Source organism: Streptomyces sp. NPDC033178, assembly GCF_055577685.1.
The window spans coordinates 38,565-55,415 of sequence record NZ_JBVIPT010000007.1; the positions used below are offsets into that span (position 1 = coordinate 38,565).

The window sequence follows — 16,851 nt, forward strand, 5'->3', positions numbered from 1 at the left end:
CCGCTTCCGCTCTCTTCCTCAGGAGTCACGCATGTCTGACCTCCCTACGACGCCGACGGTGTCCGCCTCCGGGCTGACCCTGCGCTACGGCGGCACGGCCGCGCTCGACGACGTGTCGGTGCGGCTCGGCGAGGGCGTCACCGGGCTGCTCGGTCCCAACGGGGCCGGAAAGACCACCCTGTTGCGGGTCCTGGCCACCGCCGTGCCCCCGGACAAGGGAGCCTTCACGGTGCTCGGCAACGACCCGGGCACGACCGCCGGACGGCAGGAGGTGCGGCGCGCACTGGGCTATCTGCCGCAGGCGCCCGGCTTCCACCCGGACTTCACGGCCTTCGAGTTCGTCGACTACGTGGCGATCCTCAAGGAGCTGACGGACCGCACCGCCCGCCACCGCGAGGTGCGGCGGGTCCTGGACGACGTCGCGCTGTCCGACGTACGGGGCAAGCGCATCAAGAAGCTCTCCGGCGGGATGCGCCAGCGGGTCGCGCTGGCCGCCGCCCTCGTCGGCGACCCCGGTTTCCTGGTCCTCGACGAGCCGACCGTCGGCCTCGACCCCGAACAGCGCATGCGTTTCCGGGAGTTGATCGCCCGGGCCGGGGAGGGGCGGACCGTGCTGCTCTCCACCCACCAGACCGAGGACGTGGCGATGCTCTGCCACCGCGTGATCGTCATGGTCCGCGGCCGCGTCCGCTTCGAGGGCACCCCGGCCGAGCTGACCGCACGGGCGGCGGGCCGGGTGTGGAGCAGTACCGAACGCGACCCGGGCGCGTGGGCCGGATGGCGCACCGGCACCGGCTCCTTTCGCAATGTCGGCGAACCCCCGGCGGGCGCCGACCTCGTCGAACCGACCCTGGAGGACGGCTACTTGCTCACCCTCGACGGAGAGTCCTCGGAGGTGGCGGCCGCATGAGCACCGTTCTTGAGACACCCGTCCGGGCCGTCGAGCCGGCGCACCCGCCACGCTCCTGGGCGGCCGTCTTCGCCCTCGCCCGCTTCGAGGCGCGCGAGCTGCGGATGACCGTCTCCTTCGTCGGCATCGCGGCCCTCTACATCGCCTGGGTCGTGTGGCGGTCCACGCAGAGCCAGGGCGACTACCCGGTCCTCCAGGACGTCGACCGGGCCACGCAGACCATGCCGCTGCTGGTCGGGCTCGCCGTCATGCTGGGCGTCAACCGCGCGGTCCTGCGCTCCCGCCGGTGCGACACGGACCGCCACTTCGACGTGCTGGTCGTCGAGCCGTGGCGGCGTACGGTCGCCCACGCGCTGTCGATCGTCCCGGCCATCCTGTTCACGGCGGTGTGCGTCCTCGTCCAGTTCACCTGGGCCGCGCTCAAGCCCGGCGCGGCCGGACACGGTTCGCCCGCCGAACTCGCCGTCGGCCCGTTGACGGTCCTGCTGTTCGGCATGCTCGGTGTCCTCCTGGCCCGTCTGTTCCGCTCCCTCTTCGCCGGGCCGGTCCTGCTGCTCCTCCTGCTCTTCAGCCAGTTCGTCGTGGCGAGCCCGTCCGGCGCCGACTGGATGAGCTGGCTGGGCCCGGTCGTCAGCGAGGGCGGCGCCGGCCCCCTCCCCTCCGACCTGCTGGAGCGGCCCGCGGCCTGGCACGCCCTGTACCTCGTCGGGCTCGGCCTGTCCCTTGCCGTCCTCGCGGTGCTGGTCAGCGGTGGGCGCACGACGGTGGCCAAAGCGGCGATAGCGGGATCGGTCGCGCTGACCGTGGTGGGTGCGGTCGGCCAGTCCGGGGGCACTCCGGCCGGGTCGACACCGGCCCGCGAGCGGGCCACCAACGCTCCGGAGAAGGTCCAGTCGTGTCTGAAGCACGGCGGGTCCACCTACTGCGCCTTCCCCGAGTGGAGCGGCCGCACCGCCGACTGGGCCGAGGTCGTCGACCGGGTCCAGAACCTCGCGGGCGGCAGGGCCGGGGGTGAGCGGCTGACCGTACGGCAGCGCATCGACGCCACCTACGGGCTGACGTCCGACTCCGCGATCTCCCCGGCCACCACGCCCGGCCAGGTGACCGTCGGCACGGCCTGGGGCGGCAACCGCGTCCCCGAGTTCGCCGTCGCCGCCGCGTCCGTGCTGGTGGCGGGGAACGAGAAGGCGGGCAGCGAGGTGTGCGACGCCCGCGTGGTGACGATCATGTGGCTGGCGCTGGGCGGGGAGTCCGACCCGATGACCGCGCTCCGCAACGTCCGCCTCGACGACAGTGTCTCGGGCTCCGCCATCGTCCTGTCCCCCACGGAACCCCTGAGCATGAGCGCCGAACAGACCCGGATCGTGGTGGACCTGCTCAAGAAGCCCCGCTACAGCGTCGCAGGCAAGGTGAAGGCCAAGTGGACGGAGCTCACCTCGCCCAGGACGTCGACGGCGCGGGTGGCGGAACTGCTGGGAGTACCGGCCGCGGACAAGTCGGCGGCCGGCGCGGAATCGGACGATGGCTCGTGCGACGAATGACCGCCACGACACGCGCCCTGCTGACCCCCGTGCTGCGCACACTGCCCTGGCGCGCGCTCGCGGCCGGCGGTGCCACGGGGCTGCTGCTGGCCGGCATCCCGCGCATGCTGTCCGGCGCCCCCGACCCGTGGCTCGGCCTCCTCGCGCTGCGGGGCGCCGCGCTCGCGCTCGCCCTCGGCCTGGCGTTCCTGCTGGACGACCCGGCCCGGCACATCACCTCGGCGGTGCCGGTGAGGCGCCCATTGCGCGTCGGCCTGCGCGTGGCACTCGCCGTCCCGTGGGCCGCGCTCTGCTGGACGGCCGCGCTGTTCCTCGTACCCGAGGAGGCCCGGCCGCCGGTCGGTGCTCTCACCCTGGAGGCGATCGCCACCGCCGTGTTCGCCCTCGCCGGGGCGGCCCTGGTCATCCGGCGCTCGACCGTCACCGAACCGGGAGTGGCGGTGTCGACCGGCCTCCTGTCCACCGCGGCCGCCGCATTCCTGCTCCTGCCCGACGGCTGGGCCCTCCTGGTCCCCCCGGACGACCCCCGCTGGACCGACACCCACGAACGCTGGGCGATGCTCCTGGCGGTGGCGACGGTGGTGGGAGCGAGGGCGTGCGTGGAGCCGCTACGGGCGTGGCGGCTGCGCCCCGTCAGGGGCGCGGGGCTGTGACACATGCGGCTCCTCCCCCACTCTCGGCTTCGCTCGAGCGGGGGGACCCCCATCGTGGGCGCGAGGGGCCCCCACCGGCCCGCACCTTCGAAACGGCCCGCTGAATCCCGTCGCCCGTCCGGCGAGGACCCCGCTCAGGACTCCGTCCGATACATCAGATCCGTCTCGTGCGTGACGAACCCGAGCCGCTCATAGACAGCCACCGCCGCCTTGTTGTCCGCATCGACGTACAACATCGCCGTCGGCACGCCCCGCCCCTCCAGATACCGGAGCCCGATCGTGGTGAGGGCCTTGCCGAGCCCGCCTCCCTGGGCCCCGGGCCGTACGCCCACGACGTACACCTCGCCGAGCCCCTCCTCCGCATGGACCTTCGTCCAGTGGAACCCGATCAGCTCCTCGCCCCGGAAGGCGAGAAAGAACCCGGCCGGATCGAACCACGGCTCACCCTTGCGGTCGTCGAGGTCCCGCTGGCCGAGCGAACCCTGCTCGGGGTGGTGCGCGAAGGCGGCGGCATTCGCGGCGAGCCACGCCGTGTCGTCCTCGCCGGGCACGAACGTCCGTACGTGCACGCCGTCGGGAAGCTTCGGCCCGGGCAGGTCCAGGTCCGTCAACGGCCGCCGCATCTGCCGCAGTTCGCGGAAGAGCGTGAGGCCGAGGACCTGGGCGAGATGGCGGGCCGCGGAGTGGCCGCCGTGGGCCCAGACACGCACCCGCTTGCCGGACTCGGCGAGCAGCGCGTTGCCGAGCGCCCGCCCGTGCCCGTGCCCGCGGTGCGCCGGGTGGACGACCAGTTCGGCGGCCGGGGCCTCGACCGGGTCGGTGTCCTCCAGCTGCGCGTATCCGACGAGCCGGTCCTGGGAGGTCAGCAGCAGATGCCGGACCCCCTCCCGGGCGCCACCGCGCAGCTGCAGCCGGCCCTGCTCGGACACCGCCTGCTGCCCGTCGGCCCGGGCGGCCTCCGCGAGGAGGTCGAGCACGGCATCGGTCTGCCCGGGGCTCAGTGCGGACAGGATGTCGAGGGAGCGGGCCGGGACAGCCGGTGCGGTGTCTTCGCTGGTCATGAGTACGAGAGTACGACGTGTCCGGTTCATGGCGAAGTGGGCCGACGAGTGTGGCCGCGGCCAGTGCGCCGGGCGTGCGCCGAGAGTGCGCCATCGGCCCGCGACCTGTCCGGTTCGCGGTGAATCGCCCCGCGCGGCAACCAGTCCGTAACCCTGAACCCCCTGTCGCGCTACGCGCGTTGACTCTAGGCTGCGCCGGGACGGGGCCCACATATCAGCCGACCCACAGGGGGGCACATGTCAGCCACACCTCATCCGTACCGACGCAGACGCCGGACCACCCGCTTCCTCGCGGCGGCCGCGGGCGTCGCCACCGTCGGCGCCCTCGTCGCCGCGATGCCGGCGTCCGCGGGCGAGACGGGCAAGAAGCCCGGCCACCAGAAGCCGGGCCGCTACCAGGACGTCCAGCTGCTCTCCTTCAACGACCTGCACGGCAACCTGGAGCCGCCGGCCGGCTCCTCCGGCCGGGTCACCGAGCTCCAGCCGGACGGCACCAGCAAGACGATCGACGCGGGCGGTGTCGAGTACCTGGCGACGCATTTGCGCCAGGCGCGCGAGGGCAACAAGTACTCGGTCACGGCGGCCGGCGGCGACATGGTCGGTGCCTCCCCGCTGATCTCCGGGCTCTTCCACGACGAGCCCACCATCGAGGCGCTGAACAAGCTCGACCTCGATGTGACGAGCGTCGGCAACCACGAGTTCGACGAGGGCGCCAAGGAGCTGGGCCGCCTGCAGAAGGGCGGCTGCCACCCCACGGACGGCTGTTACGTGGAGGGCGAGAAGTTCAAGGGCGCCGACTTCCCGTACCTCGCGGCGAACGTCCTCGACGAGAAGACCAAGAAGCCGATCCTCAAGCCCTACTGGGTGTGGAAGAAGAACGGCGTCAAGGTCGGATTCATCGGTGTGACCCTTGAGGACACCCCTGGTGTCGTCTCCGCCGAGGGCGTGAAGGGCCTCAAGTTCAAGGACGAGGTCGAGACGATCAACAAGTACGCCAAGGAGCTGGAGAAGCAGGGCGTCAAGTCCGTCGTCGCGCTGATCCACGAGGGCGGGCTGCCCGCCTCGGCGGCGTACAACTACGACTGCGACTCACCCGGTGGCGGCGACGGCATATCCGGCCCCATCGTGGACATCGCCAAGAACATCACGCCGAAGGTCGACGCGCTGGTCACCGGCCACACCCACGCCGCGTACGCGTGCACGATCAACGACCCGTCGGGCAAGCCCCGTACGGTCACCTCGGCCGCGTCCTTCGGGCGGCTCTACACCGACACGACGCTCACGTACGACCGCTGGACCGGCGACATCGCCCGGACCGCCGTCGCCTCCGCGAACCACGTGGTGACGCGTACCGTGCCCAAGGCGCCGGACATGACCGAGCTGATCACGAAGTGGAACACGCTCGCCGCGCCGATCGGCAACAAGCCGATCGGATACATCTCCGGTGACATCTCCAACGTCGGCACCGAGTCCCCGATCGGCGACCTGATCGCCGACGCGCAGCTCGCGTACGGCAAGGAGCTGGACCCCGAGACCGACCTGGCGCTGATGAACCCGGGCGGTATCAGGGCGCCGCTCACCTTCGCGGCCAAGGGCGGCGAGGGCGACGGCGTGGTGACCTACGCCGAGGGCTTCACCGTCCAGCCGTTCGCCAACACCGTGAACCTGCAGAACTTCACCGGCGCCCAGCTCGTCCAGGTGCTCAAGGAGCAGGTCACCGGCGTGAACGCGGCCTCCCCGAAGGTGCTTCAGATCTCGAAGGGGCTCACCTACACGCTCGACCTGACGAAGAGCGGCGCCGACCGTGTCGTCACCGACTCGGTCAAGCTGAACGGTGCCGCGATCGACCCGGCCGCCACCTACCGCGTCGCGACGAACAGCTTCCTCGCGGGCGGCGGCGACGGTTTCACGACCCTGGGTCAGGGCACGGGCGACCTGGTGGGCGACGACGACCTCGCGGCCCTGGAGAAGTACCTGCTGGCGAACTCCTCGGCCACGAACCCGATCGCGCCGCCCGCGGCCGACCGGATCACAGTCGTGAAGTAGCCACCCGGTAACGGCGATCTGTCCGTGAGGTAGATCGCAAAGGGCCTATTGGAGTTGCGGGTGGGGTTGGTACGCATGGTCGAATCAGTCGATGCGTACCCCCCATCCCATCTCGGCGCATTCCCACTCCCCTCCGAACCCGTACGAGGATCTCGCCGCCCTCGACGACGGACCCCTTGAGGACTTCCTCCAGGTGGAGGAGCCGGCCGTGATCGAGGGGGCCGGGCAGGAAGCGGAGTGGGCACCGCCCAACCACCGCCGGGGTTCCCGCGACCGCCGGGACTCCGGGGCCCGCCCCCGCCGTCGCACCCGCCGGCGCAGGCGAAGTCCCTTCGCCGGACTGTCCCTCGCCGTCAAGGCCGTCATCGCGGTGCTCGTCCTCGCCGCCTTCCTCGCCCTCGGCGACCGCTGGGCGCTCCTGTACGCCGAGCGCACCGCGGCCGAGAAGGTACGGGACCAGCTGAAACTGAGCGCGTCCCCCGAGGTCGAGATCGACGGCTTCCCCTTCGTCACCCAGATCCTCGACCAGCGCCTCGACTCCGTGTCGGTCACCGTCCCGGACGTGGCGGCCGACCGGGTCTCCCTGGCGAAGGTCTCCGCCACCGCGACGGGCGTACGGGTCGACGGCGGACCCACCTCCCTGCGCGGCGTCCGGATCCCGGAGCTGCACGGCGAGGTGCTGCTCTCCTTCGACGACCTGAACCGCGAACTCGGCGCGTCCCAGATGACGTTCACCGGTCACGGCGGCGACGAGGTACGGGCGCGCGGGGTGCTGCCCGTCGCCGGGCACGACCTGCGGATGCGGGCCGACGCGCGGATCGAGCGGGACGGCGAGCGCGGTATCTCGACCGAGGTCGGCGGCATGCGGCTGGACATCGGCGACCTGGCCACCTTTCGTCCCGGCACCCGTGAGTCCCAGGGACTGCACCTGACCCGCAAGTCCGCCACGCGCCTGGCGAAGGAGAAGAAGAAGGCCAAGGAGCTGCTGTCGGTGCCGTCGATCGCGAAGCGGATCGGTGTGCCGGACTCCGCGGTCCAGGAGGCGCTGAGCGACGACTCCAAGTTCGAGGAGTTCACCGGCTCTCCCCGGTTCGCCGGTCAGCTGATGAAGGTCAACCTCATCGACCTCGCCGTGGCGAACCCCGAGCTCCTCAAGCGCCTCGGCTTCGACCTGGCCCTTCTGGACGGCCTCTCCCGCCTGACCCGCCCCGCCCTCGTCGACCGCCTCTCCATCGGCTTCCGCCTCCCGAAGCCCCCGAAGGGCGAACTGACCCTGCGGGACGTGCGCGTGCAGAAGGACGGGATCAGAGTGCGGGTCACCGGACAGGGACTGGCGATCGGCAAGTAGGCAGCCAAGAGGCAGCCGAGCAGGCTGCGAGGTAAATAAGTTCCGGGTGAGCGGCGTAATAAAGTCTGTGTGAATTGCGGTTCGGTTCCCGCGGGTCCCTGAAAATCCATCTCAGCCGCAATTAATCGAGGTCTCAGCGGATTTGGCGATTTCCGCTTCTGCGGTCTCGTAGTGTTTTCCATGTCGAAGCCGAACGGGGCTTACGGCAAACGGAATACACCGCAGAAGAAGCAGAAGAAAGAGGGACGTCTCATGAGCTTCCACAAGATCACCCCGGTCAAGAAGAACCGCAAGCCCGCCGCTCCGAAGAAGCAGGCCACGAAGCCCGCTCCGAAGCCCGGTGCCAAGAAGCCGCAGCGTCGCCCGGTCGGCAAGAAGTAGCCACTGCCACGAGGCGGGGTCTCCGGATTCGTTCCGGAGACCCCGCCTCGGCCATTTTCCGCATCTGTTGACGGGAACCGGCGACTCAGCGACACAGCGACCCAGGTAATCAGGAAAGGGAATGTGACGGCATGCGGGAAGTCAGGGAGGCATTCGCGCGGTTCTGGCCGTTGACGCGCGGCGACCGCAGATGGTTGCTGCTGATCGTCGCGTGCGTGATCGTGTCGGCGCTGGCGGAGACGGCCTCGATCCTGCTCTTCGCGGAGCTGACCGATCACGCGCTGAAGGCCGGTTCGCTCGCCGCCTTCTGGGGGCCGGCCGGGGCCTGGCTCGGCGTCGCCGTGCTCGGCGCGATCGTCGGATACCTCGGGAACTCCCTCGCCGTCTGGACGGCCGAGAGATTCGTCCTGCGGCTGCGCGCGAGCGTCTTCCGGCACGTCCAGGACCTGCCGCCGCACTTCTTCCAGAAGCACCGGCAGGGCGATCTGGTCGAACGGCTCACGGGTGACGTCGAGGCCATCGAGCAGATGGTCGTGTCAGGGGTCGTGGGAACGGTCTCCGCCGTGTTCTCGGCGCTCTTCTACTCCGCCGCCGCCCTATGGCTCCGCTGGGACCTCGCCCTGGTCACCTTTCTCCTCGCCCCGCTCTTCCTCATCGCGGCCCGCCGCTTCGCCGGCCGGATCAGGACCGCCGCCCAGGACGAGCGCACCGCCGACGGCGCGATCACCTCGGTGGTCGAGGAGTCACTGGGCAACGTCGTGCTCACCCAGGCCTACAACCGCCGCCGCGCCGAGGAGAAGCGCCTCGACCGTGAGGCCAGGGCCTGGCTGCGCGCCAGTGTGCGGGGCGCCCGCGCGAGTGAGCTGTACGAGCAGTTCGTCGAGGTCGTCGAGACGGTGTGCGTGCTCGCGGTGATCGGGCTCGGCGCCTGGGAGATCGCCCAAGGACGCATGTCGCTGGGCCAGTTGCTCGCCTTCGCCGCCTTCCTCGGCTACCTCTACCCGCCGATCCGCGACCTCGGCCAGCTCGGCCTGACACTGACCGCCGCGACGGCCGGCGCCCAGCGGCTCCAGGAGATCCTGGACGCGGAGCCCGCCGTCACCGACCCCGCCGAACCGGTCCGGCCATGGCCGGTACGCGGCTGGGTCAGCTTCCACGGCGCCTCCTTCCGCTACCCGGGTGCCGAGCGCGACAGCCTGCACGACGTGACGTTCACCGCGGGACCCGGCGAGTTCGTCCTGGTCACCGGCCCGAGCGGCGCCGGAAAGTCGACGCTCTCCAAGCTCCTGACCCGCTTCTACGACCCCACCGAGGGCGTGATCTGCCTGGACGGCGTCCCGCTCACGGACGTACCTCTGGAGTTCCTGCGCGAGAACGTCGCCCTGCTGCCCCAGGAGACGCTGATCCTGCACGGCACGATCCGCGAGAACATCGGGTGCGGGCGGCCGGGCGCGAGCGACGAGGAGATCGAACGGGCCGCGCGGGACGCCGACGCCCACGCGTTCATCGGCGCGCTGCCGGACGCGTACGACACGGAGATCGCCCCGGGCACGGCCATCCTCTCCGGCGGCCAGCTCCAGCGCATCGCCCTCGCCCGCGCGATCCTGCGGGCCGCCCCCGTCCTCGTACTCGACGAACCGACCACCGGACTCGACGGGCCCGCCGCCCGCCGGGTCGTACAGCCGCTGCGGCGCCTTGTCTCCGGTCGTACGACCGTCATGATCACCCATGATCTGACCCTCGCCCCCGACGCCGACCGGATCCTCGTCGTGGACGGCGGACGGCTGGTGGAGGAGGGCACGCACGACGAACTGATGGCGCGGGGAGGGGTGTACGCGGGGCTCGCGGGGCCGATGCCGGCGGGCGTGGAGACGACCATGAGGCTGCTGCTGCCGCAGCCGTGCCCGTAGGGGCGTGGCGGGGTGGTGGGGCGCCGGCTGGGGAGCGGCTCATGGCTCGCACTCCCCAGCCGGACGGGTGTCGACCGGCGTGACGGCGTGACGGCGTGACGGCGGGCCGTCGTCAGGCGGTCGGGTCCCAGGTGCCCAGCCAGTCCGCGACCTCCTGGCCGGTGGCCTGGGCGTCGGTCAGCTGCGGGCGGTCGCCGCTCGCGGCGCCCGAGCCCGGGCCGGTGTTCCTGTACTCCGCGAAGCGGTCGTTCTTCCAGGAGAAGCCGCCCATGTCCGACCACGGGGTCGACTTGACCGCTGCGCTGAGCGTGGAGTTGCGGACCGTGGTCTGCGGGCGCAGGGTCGCGTCGCCGCCCGCGTGCCAGTTGCGGCCGAGGAAGAAGCTCCCGGCGGACACGTCACCGTTCACGACCGAGCGGTTGATGAGGATGCCCTTGCGGTCGGCGGCGGTGCTGGGCGCGGTGATGTAGCCCGCCGACGTGCCGTCCCAGCGCTTCTTCAGGGTGATGACGGACTGGTCGATCACGGCGGTCGCGCGGCCGAAGACGAAGTCGACGTTGCCGCTGACATAGGAGTTGGTGACGTAGACCCGGCCGAGCCTGTCCTTGGCCGCGGTGTCCAGGAGCAGGGTGTCCTGGTCGCCGTCGACGATGATCCCGTCGAGGAGGACCTGGTCGGCGGCCGTCCGCAGCGCCACGGCCTGGTGACCGCTGAGGCCCTGGTTCCTGGCCTCGTCGAAGTCGTTGTTGATGGTCAGGTTGCGGGCCTGGAAGTCGTCGGCCTCGACGGCGACGGTCGCGCTGCCGCTCGTGCCGTAGGTGCCGCCGCCGGGCTTCGCCGTACCGGCCGCGTTGTTGAAGACGATGACGGTGTCCTTGCGGCTCGCCCCCGCGCCCTGGATGGTCACGTGCGGCTTGTTCGCCGGCACTTTGACCGTCTCGCGGTACGTGCCCGGCTTGACCGAGATCACCACGCGGGAGGGGTTGTTCGCGGGGACGGCGTCGACGGCGGCCTGGACGGTTGTGTACTGGCCCGAGCCGTCCTTTGCCACGGTGAGGGTGGCGGCCGCTGCCCTGGTGCTTGCCGCTGTGGCGGTGCCGATCGCCGTGCCGATCGTCGTACGCGGACCCGTACCGGCCGTGAGCAGCGCGGGCACGTCCGCCGTCCTGTCCAGCGTGTAGCCGTAGAACGACCTGGGATCGAAGGCCGTGCCGCCGCTCTCGTTGCGGCCGCTGGTGCCGGAGAAAGTGTTGCCGCGCTGGACGATCGAGGCCGTGGAGTCCTTGGTGACCGGGTTGTTCATGCCCTGGAAGTAGCTGTTCTCCAGGACCATCTTCGTGTTGCCGCGCGAGTAGTTGCCGTAGGACGACTTGATGGTCGTGCCCGGATCGTCCTGAAGGAAGTTGTTGTAGAGGTGCGCGTGGGCCGCGTTGTCCGTGGACGGGTTGCGCTGCTCGGTCTCGCGGAACCAGTTGTGGTGGATCGTGATGTCGGTGACGAGGTTCTCGGTCCAGCCGATGCCGAAGGTCTTGTTGTTGTCGCTGAACTTGTTCCAGGACACCGTGACGTTCGTGCTGTCCTTGCGGACGTCGATGAGCCCGTCGGCCATGTGACGCAGGTCGTTGTGGTCGATCCACACATGGTGGGCGCCGTCCATCTGGACCGCGTCGAAGTCGTGGTCCTTGTCGTTCCAGACGCCCTGGTAGGAGTCACGGATCGTCAGGTTCCGGATGATCACGTTGTGCACACCGGTGCCGAGGAAGAAGCCGCCGCCGACGATCTGCCCGGACGTGCCCCGGCCCACGATGGTCTTGTCGGACCTGACCTTGATCTCCTTGCCGACCGGGTTCATGGTGATCGCCGCGGCCACGACGATGACGTACGGCTCCTCGGCGGTCGCGTACTTCTCCAGGTCGGCGAGGGTCTTCACGGTGACCGTCCGGCCGTCCCGGCCGCCGTAAGTGCCGTTCTGGCCGAGCGCGTTGACGGAGGCGAAGCCGTCGGCGGTGTCGGCGGCCCAGGCCGGCGTGGTGGTGGTCGCGGTGGCCTTTGTGGCCGCGGTGGCGGCGGACGCCGTCTGTCGGACGTCCTCGCCGAAGACGCCGAGGCCGGTGCCGTAGGCCGTGGTCACGGCGGCGGTCAGGGCCAGTGGGATGCCGACCGTCAGCGCGGTCCTCCGTCTGCGGTGGCGGGGGCGGGGGCGGGCAGTCGACCTGCCGCGGCGCTCGCTCATGCGGGCGTACCTTCCGTGCGGGGTGGGGGAATCGATCGCTGGTGAGTCGCCGCCCCGCACGGAAAGGTTGCCGCCCGCTGATACGGGTCTACACCGGCACAGTGAGCGTGGCCGTGTAGCCCTTCTCGACGCTGCCCTTCGTTGTCGCCAGCTGCTGGTCGTAGCCGTCGCTGAAGATGTTGTCGGTCTCCAGGGAGAGCTGGCTCATGTTCTGGACGCTGCGGTCGTAGCCGTCCGTCGCGTACACGGTGTCGCATACGTCCTTGGCGAAGGCGAGCTGTGAAGTGGCCGTGATGGACGTGGCGTTGGTGGCGTCCTCCAGGCTGTCGTACACCTCGAAGTGGATGTGGGGCCAGCGGCCGGTGTAGCAGGCGGGGAAGATGCTGGTGAACGTGACCTGCCCCTTGGCGTCGGTCTCCTGGACGCCGCGCAGGTAGTTCTCCTCGGTGACGCCCTCCGAGTAGAGGGAGTAGTTGCCGTCCCGGTCGCAGTGCCAGAGGTAGACGGCGGCACCCTCCTTGGGCGTACCGCAGCCCGAGGCGGCATCGACGACGGTGAGGGTGACCGTCAGCGGCACACCCTCCGCCTTGCCGCTCGCCGACCCGAAACTGGAGGTGATGTCCTTGCGGACGACACCGCTCTCCTTCAGGACGTTCACCCCGTTGGAACCGTCACCGGGGTACGGGCCGGCCGTCTCGCCGGGGATGGTCTCGCACTCGGCGCTCCCGGAGGAGGCGGCGGAGGAGGAGGAACTCGTGGAGGGGTCGGACGAGGAGGCCGAGCCGTCCGAGTCGTCGCTGCTGCATCCCACCAGCGGCACCAGGCCGACACCGGCCAGCAGCCGGATCATCTTCCGTCGCTGAAGCGTCGGAAGGTCGAAGGAGAGACCTCTGTCGTGGTCGTGCAGTTCTTCACCCATGGCTGCTCTCCCTGTGCCTGTGCCTGTGTCTGTGCCTGTGTCTGTACCTGTGCCTGCGCCTGTTCACGGCGGCTTCCACGGCCGCTTCCGCGCCCGTGCCGCCCGCTGCTTGAAAGTGACAGTAGGCGCATTGCCTGTGGGGTATCCATGGGGCGGCTGTTCGTCGGCTGAGGGGGCGAATCGGAAGGGCGGGGCAGGCTCATCCCCCGGACGAGATGGCAGCTCGGTGCGGCACGCCGTGTGCCCGGCACCGCGATGTGCTCCCGGCATGCTCCCGTGCGCCTGCCTCCACGGCCGGTACATGGCCGCCCGCCTCGTCGTTCACCTTTCGGACGACGGGTCGGGGCACGGGGGTCGGGTCATGCGGGTACCACTGCGGGAGGTACGGGTACAGCGGCGGGTCGGTCTTGGCATGGCCGCCGCGGCGCTGCTCGCGCTGGCCGTCGCGCTGGCCCGCGGCGACGGTCCCGACGGGACGTCGATGTGGATCTCCGCCGTCTCGGCGGTCGTCTCGGTCTGCGCCTTCCTCGCCGACCTGCTGCGCGAGCCGGCGGACACCGGCACCGGCGCCGACCGACGTCAGCGGGCGGCCGACGAACTCGCCGACGTGGTACGGGCCCAGTGGGAGGAGGAGGCCCGACGACGCCGGTTGCAGGACCCGGAGCCGCTGAACGTCCACTGGTCCAGGGTCGGTCCGCCGCTCGCCGACCACGAGGACAACATCCGGCCCGGGACCACGCTGCCGGAGCCGCGCGACGGCGACCAGCGGCTCGACCGGATCGTCGAGACGTTCCGCGCGCTGCCCTCCGGGCGGCTGGTCGTGCTGGGGGAGCCGGGCGCGGGCAAGACCGTCCTCGCCGTGCGGTTCGTGCTCGGGGCGCTCGCCGCCCGGGAGCCGGGCGACCCGGTGCCGGTGCTGTTCCCCCTGGCGGGCTGGGATCCCGGGTCCGTCGGCCTGCGCGACTGGCTGGCCGAGCGGCTGGCCGCGGAGTACCCGCCGCTGGCCACTGTCGCCGGGCGGCGCACGATGGCTCGCGAACTGCTGGACGCCGGGCTCCTGTCGCCCGTACTCGACGGGTTCGACGAGCTTCCCGACCCGGCGCACGAGCTGGCGCTGCGGCGCCTCAACGCCGAACTCGACGAACGCCTGCCCGTCCTGCTCACCTGCCGCACCGGGGTCTGGGACCGGGCCATGCACGGCGGCGACGTGCTGACCGCCGCCGAAGTCGTACAGCTGCGACCGCTGGACCTCGCCACCGCGCGCCGCTATCTGGAGAGGACCGCGCGACCGGACGGCCGCGGCTCCACCCCCTGGACGCCGGTTCTGCGAGACCCGCCCCCGCCCCTTGCTGAGGTCATGGGCTCACCGCTGATGGTGGCGCTGGCCCGCACGGTGTACGGGGACGCCTCCCGTGACCCGGCCGAACTCCGGGATCCGGCACGCTTTCCCACGGCGGCCCACGTCGAGGAACACCTGCTCGACGCCTTCGTCCCGGCCGCCTTCGGTGAGGCGGGCGGCACCTGGAGCCCGGACGCGGCTCACGGCTGGCTCCGCCGCCTCGCCCGCGACCTCGGTGCCGGCACCGGCCGGCTGACCTGGTGGGAGTTCCCGGCGGCGATGCCCCGGGCGCTGCGCGTGATCGGTCCCGCCGTCATGGCGCTGGCCGCCTCGGCCGCGCTGCTGGTGCCGCTGGCCGAGTACGGGCCCGGTGTGGTCGCGAACTGGGACAGCAGGCTGTCGACCGTCCTCAACTACGCGGGCATTCTGCTGGGCCTGTGCTTCGGACTCGCCCGGCTGCTGCCCGCCACGGCGCAAGCCCTGCACGGGCCACGCCAGTTGACGCGGATGGCCCTGAGGATGGCCGGCGCCGCCACGGTCGTCGCGGTGGCCATGGGGCTGCTCGTCCCGCCCCTGGTCGGCTCCCGGCTCGGCGCCGTGCTCACACCGAGACCCGCCTGGTTCCTCAACGGCTGTTGTTTCGGGCTGATTCTGTCGATGATGTTCGGCGTCGCCGGTCTGCCCCGACGCCCCCTCCCGCTGGGCCTGCCGTGGGCGGGCAGTCCGGGCGGTCCACGGGCCGTGCGCGCGTTGGGGGCCCTCGTCTTCTTCGTCGGTCTCGCGATCTACGGTTACGCGAGGGAGGCGGTGCCTGCCATCACCTGTCTCGCGGCCGGGCTGCTGCTCTTCCTGGCCGGGGTGCGGCGCGGGGAGCGGACGGCGGCTCCGTACACAGGCCCGGCCGCCGTGCTGCGCGGCTTCAGGAGGGGACTGCTCCGGGGATTCGTCGCCTGCACACTCATCGGCGTCTGCGTGGGGGCGCTCGTCGGCTGCGTCACCGGTGCCTTCGCCGCGTACCGGATCCACTCGGCCGACCCGCGCGTGGCCGGCGAGATGATCGAGGGCTGGCGGCTCCAGGAGACGGACAAGGGTGATCGCTCGGTCCGCTCGACCGTGCGGGAGGAGTACCTGCTGGTGGGGCGTACGGGACTCGACAGGCCGTTCGCCGTGAAGAAGGGTGCCCGGATCCACTCGGACAACGAGGTCGGGAAGTTCACGGGGACGGTACGGATCGAGGAGAAGCAGGACGACTGGGTGATCGTCTGGCCGGGCGGCGGCGACTGGAAGGGCAGAGCCGTCGACGCCCACAACGTGGTGGTCGCCCTGCCCTACGAGGCCGAACTCTGGCTCGTACACCGTCCGGTCGGGACCGTCGTCCTCGACGCGGTGGCGCCCTTCGTGGCCTTCGGCGTGCTCATCGGTGCCATCGGCGGTTGCGCCTCCGGTGTCTACCGCGCCCTGAACACCCCGTCCGACACCATGCGTGCGGCCGGCCCGCGCAGCACCCTGCGCACCGACCGCGACGCCACTCTCGCGAGGAGCGCGATCGCCGCCCTCCTCGCGGGCGGGGTCTGCCTGGTGCTGATCTCGGCGATGCCACCCGGCAGCACGCTGGGCACCATGCACACCGAGGTGTGGGTCCAGGTCGGTACGTCCTCGCTCGCGCTGAGCGCCTGGGGCCGGCTCGGCTCGGCCAGGATCTGGCTGGCCCTGACCGGACGGGCGCCCTGGCGGCTGATGGGGTTCCTCGATGAGGCCCACCGCCGGGGAGTGCTGCGCCAGTCGGGCGCCCACTACGAGTTCCGCCACCTGCGCCTCCAGCAGAGCCTCGCGGCGACATCGGCGACGGCGGCGACGGCGGGCACGGGGGCGTTGACCCGTCGCCGTAGGAGCCTTCTCTCCGCCGCCTCTCTCCCCGTCTCCGGTGCCCCGCCGGGAGGCGAGCCCGCGCACCGGAGCGGCCCGCGCAGAGGCGAGGCCTTCGTCGCGGGTGTCATCAGCGCGGCCACGTTGCTCGGACCCCGCTCCACGGCCGTACCGCCCGACCGGTCGACGAGGGACGAACACCTGCACGACGCGTACAACCGCCTCGGCCCACCGCCCACGGGAGGCACCCGATGAGCGAGCCCACGCCTGCTCCCGTTCCCTCGCCCGCCGCCTCTCCCGGGCCGGAGGCGACCCCGGACACCAGAAGCAGCTGGCGCGATCTTCCCGTCGAGCAGCAGATCGACTCCTGGGAGACGGCCGTACCGGGAAGCGCGGAGAGGATGCTGCGCCAGGTCGAGGCGGACTACGAACACCGACGCTGGCTGGACCGGGTCGAGGTCCGCTTCCGGATGTTCGGCGCGGTACTGGGAGGCACGGGCATCACCGGCGTCTTCTGGCTCACGAAGCACCTCGTGGACCATGACGCCCCGGCCTTCGCGGCGGGCGTCTTCGGCGCGAGTGTGGCCGCGTTCGCGGGGCTGGTACTCAGAGCGGACCGGAGGCGGGGGCAGTGAGAGGGCCGG

General features: G+C 71.2%; 12 protein-coding genes. 9 read left to right on the top strand and 3 right to left on the bottom strand.

Annotated elements, in window-relative coordinates; all coding sequences use genetic code 11:
- The first annotated feature begins 31 nt into the window (after positions 1 to 31).
- Genes ACZ5VQ_RS18650 through ACZ5VQ_RS18660 form a run of 3 tightly spaced genes read left to right on the top strand, consistent with a single transcriptional unit; the run spans position 32 to position 3,104 of the window.
- Positions 32 to 910 (top strand): ABC transporter ATP-binding protein, encoded by an 879-nt coding sequence (locus ACZ5VQ_RS18650; RefSeq protein WP_450626137.1) that lies wholly within the window; start codon positions 32 to 34, stop codon positions 908 to 910.
- Positions 907 to 2,451: an ABC transporter permease gene (locus ACZ5VQ_RS18655; RefSeq protein ID WP_469105844.1), complete on the top strand. Its 1,545-nt coding sequence runs from the start codon at positions 907 to 909 to the stop codon at positions 2,449 to 2,451. The genes ACZ5VQ_RS18650 and ACZ5VQ_RS18655 overlap by 4 nt, the downstream gene beginning before the upstream one ends.
- Positions 2,448 to 3,104 carry an ABC transporter gene (locus ACZ5VQ_RS18660; protein ID WP_469105845.1) on the top strand — a complete coding sequence of 219 codons (657 nt, stop codon included), beginning with the start codon at positions 2,448 to 2,450 and terminating at the stop codon, positions 3,102 to 3,104. The genes ACZ5VQ_RS18655 and ACZ5VQ_RS18660 overlap by 4 nt, the downstream gene beginning before the upstream one ends.
- A 134-nt stretch (positions 3,105 to 3,238) precedes the next feature.
- Here the strand turns inward: ACZ5VQ_RS18660 and mshD are convergent, their stop codons facing one another.
- Complete coding sequence (gene mshD / locus ACZ5VQ_RS18665; RefSeq protein WP_469105846.1) at positions 3,239 to 4,165, bottom strand: mycothiol synthase; 927 nt, start codon at positions 4,163 to 4,165, stop codon at positions 3,239 to 3,241.
- Positions 4,166 to 4,402: 237 nt separating this feature from the next.
- On the opposite strand from mshD, the gene ACZ5VQ_RS18670 reads away from it, so the two are divergent.
- The 4 genes from ACZ5VQ_RS18670 to ACZ5VQ_RS18685 all read left to right on the top strand — a co-directional run bounded on the left by ACZ5VQ_RS18670 (position 4,403) and on the right by ACZ5VQ_RS18685 (position 9,850).
- Positions 4,403 to 6,211 (top strand): bifunctional metallophosphatase/5'-nucleotidase, encoded by a 1,809-nt coding sequence (locus ACZ5VQ_RS18670; protein ID WP_469105847.1) that lies wholly within the window; start codon positions 4,403 to 4,405, stop codon positions 6,209 to 6,211.
- A gap of 91 nt (positions 6,212 to 6,302) precedes the next feature.
- Positions 6,303 to 7,559, top strand: a complete 1,257-nt coding sequence (locus ACZ5VQ_RS18675; RefSeq protein ID WP_362082818.1) for an LmeA family phospholipid-binding protein — start codon at positions 6,303 to 6,305, stop codon at positions 7,557 to 7,559.
- 252 nt (positions 7,560 to 7,811) lie between these two features.
- On the top strand, positions 7,812 to 7,940 hold the full coding sequence (locus ACZ5VQ_RS18680) for a hypothetical protein (RefSeq protein ID WP_362082815.1): 129 nt from the start codon (positions 7,812 to 7,814) through the stop codon (positions 7,938 to 7,940).
- Between the two features lie 131 nt (positions 7,941 to 8,071).
- Positions 8,072 to 9,850 (top strand): ABC transporter ATP-binding protein, encoded by a 1,779-nt coding sequence (locus tag ACZ5VQ_RS18685; RefSeq protein ID WP_469105848.1) that lies wholly within the window; start codon positions 8,072 to 8,074, stop codon positions 9,848 to 9,850.
- A gap of 112 nt (positions 9,851 to 9,962) precedes the next feature.
- Here the strand turns inward: ACZ5VQ_RS18685 and ACZ5VQ_RS18690 are convergent, their stop codons facing one another.
- Entirely contained in the window at positions 9,963 to 12,083 is a 2,121-nt protein-coding gene (locus ACZ5VQ_RS18690; protein WP_469105849.1) for a pectinesterase family protein, read from the bottom strand.
- A gap of 88 nt (positions 12,084 to 12,171) precedes the next feature.
- On the bottom strand, positions 12,172 to 13,002 hold the full coding sequence (locus tag ACZ5VQ_RS18695; RefSeq protein WP_469105850.1) for an intradiol ring-cleavage dioxygenase: 831 nt from the start codon (positions 13,000 to 13,002) through the stop codon (positions 12,172 to 12,174).
- 361 nt (positions 13,003 to 13,363) lie between these two features.
- Here ACZ5VQ_RS18695 and ACZ5VQ_RS18700 point away from each other — a divergent pair, with 361 nt between their 5' ends.
- Positions 13,364 to 16,462, top strand: coding sequence for an NACHT domain-containing protein (locus ACZ5VQ_RS18700; protein ID WP_469105851.1), 3,099 nt, complete (start codon positions 13,364 to 13,366; stop codon positions 16,460 to 16,462).
- Positions 16,459 to 16,842, top strand: a complete 384-nt coding sequence (locus ACZ5VQ_RS18705) for a hypothetical protein (RefSeq protein WP_469105852.1) — start codon at positions 16,459 to 16,461, stop codon at positions 16,840 to 16,842. Before ACZ5VQ_RS18700 ends, ACZ5VQ_RS18705 begins: the two co-directional genes overlap by 4 nt.
- Positions 16,843 to 16,851 lie beyond the last annotated feature (9 nt).

Excerpts from the sequence above, each read along its gene's own strand:
- ACZ5VQ_RS18650 (WP_450626137.1), top strand. The coding sequence starts at position 32 with ATGTCTGACCTCCCTACGACGCCGACGGTGTCCGCCTCCGGGCTGACC.
- ACZ5VQ_RS18655 (WP_469105844.1), top strand. The coding sequence starts at position 907 with ATGAGCACCGTTCTTGAGACACCCGTCCGGGCCGTCGAGCCGGCGCAC.
- ACZ5VQ_RS18660 (WP_469105845.1), top strand. The coding sequence starts at position 2,448 with ATGACCGCCACGACACGCGCCCTGCTGACCCCCGTGCTGCGCACACTG.
- mshD (WP_469105846.1), bottom strand. The coding sequence starts at position 4,165 with ATGACCAGCGAAGACACCGCACCGGCTGTCCCGGCCCGCTCCCTCGAC.
- ACZ5VQ_RS18670 (WP_469105847.1), top strand. The coding sequence starts at position 4,403 with ATGTCAGCCACACCTCATCCGTACCGACGCAGACGCCGGACCACCCGC.
- ACZ5VQ_RS18675 (WP_362082818.1), top strand. The coding sequence starts at position 6,303 with ATGCGTACCCCCCATCCCATCTCGGCGCATTCCCACTCCCCTCCGAAC.
- ACZ5VQ_RS18680 (WP_362082815.1), top strand. The coding sequence starts at position 7,812 with ATGAGCTTCCACAAGATCACCCCGGTCAAGAAGAACCGCAAGCCCGCC.
- ACZ5VQ_RS18685 (WP_469105848.1), top strand. The coding sequence starts at position 8,072 with ATGCGGGAAGTCAGGGAGGCATTCGCGCGGTTCTGGCCGTTGACGCGC.
- ACZ5VQ_RS18690 (WP_469105849.1), bottom strand. The coding sequence starts at position 12,083 with ATGAGCGAGCGCCGCGGCAGGTCGACTGCCCGCCCCCGCCCCCGCCAC.
- ACZ5VQ_RS18695 (WP_469105850.1), bottom strand. The coding sequence starts at position 13,002 with ATGGGTGAAGAACTGCACGACCACGACAGAGGTCTCTCCTTCGACCTT.
- ACZ5VQ_RS18700 (WP_469105851.1), top strand. The coding sequence starts at position 13,364 with ATGCGGGTACCACTGCGGGAGGTACGGGTACAGCGGCGGGTCGGTCTT.
- ACZ5VQ_RS18705 (WP_469105852.1), top strand. The coding sequence starts at position 16,459 with ATGAGCGAGCCCACGCCTGCTCCCGTTCCCTCGCCCGCCGCCTCTCCC.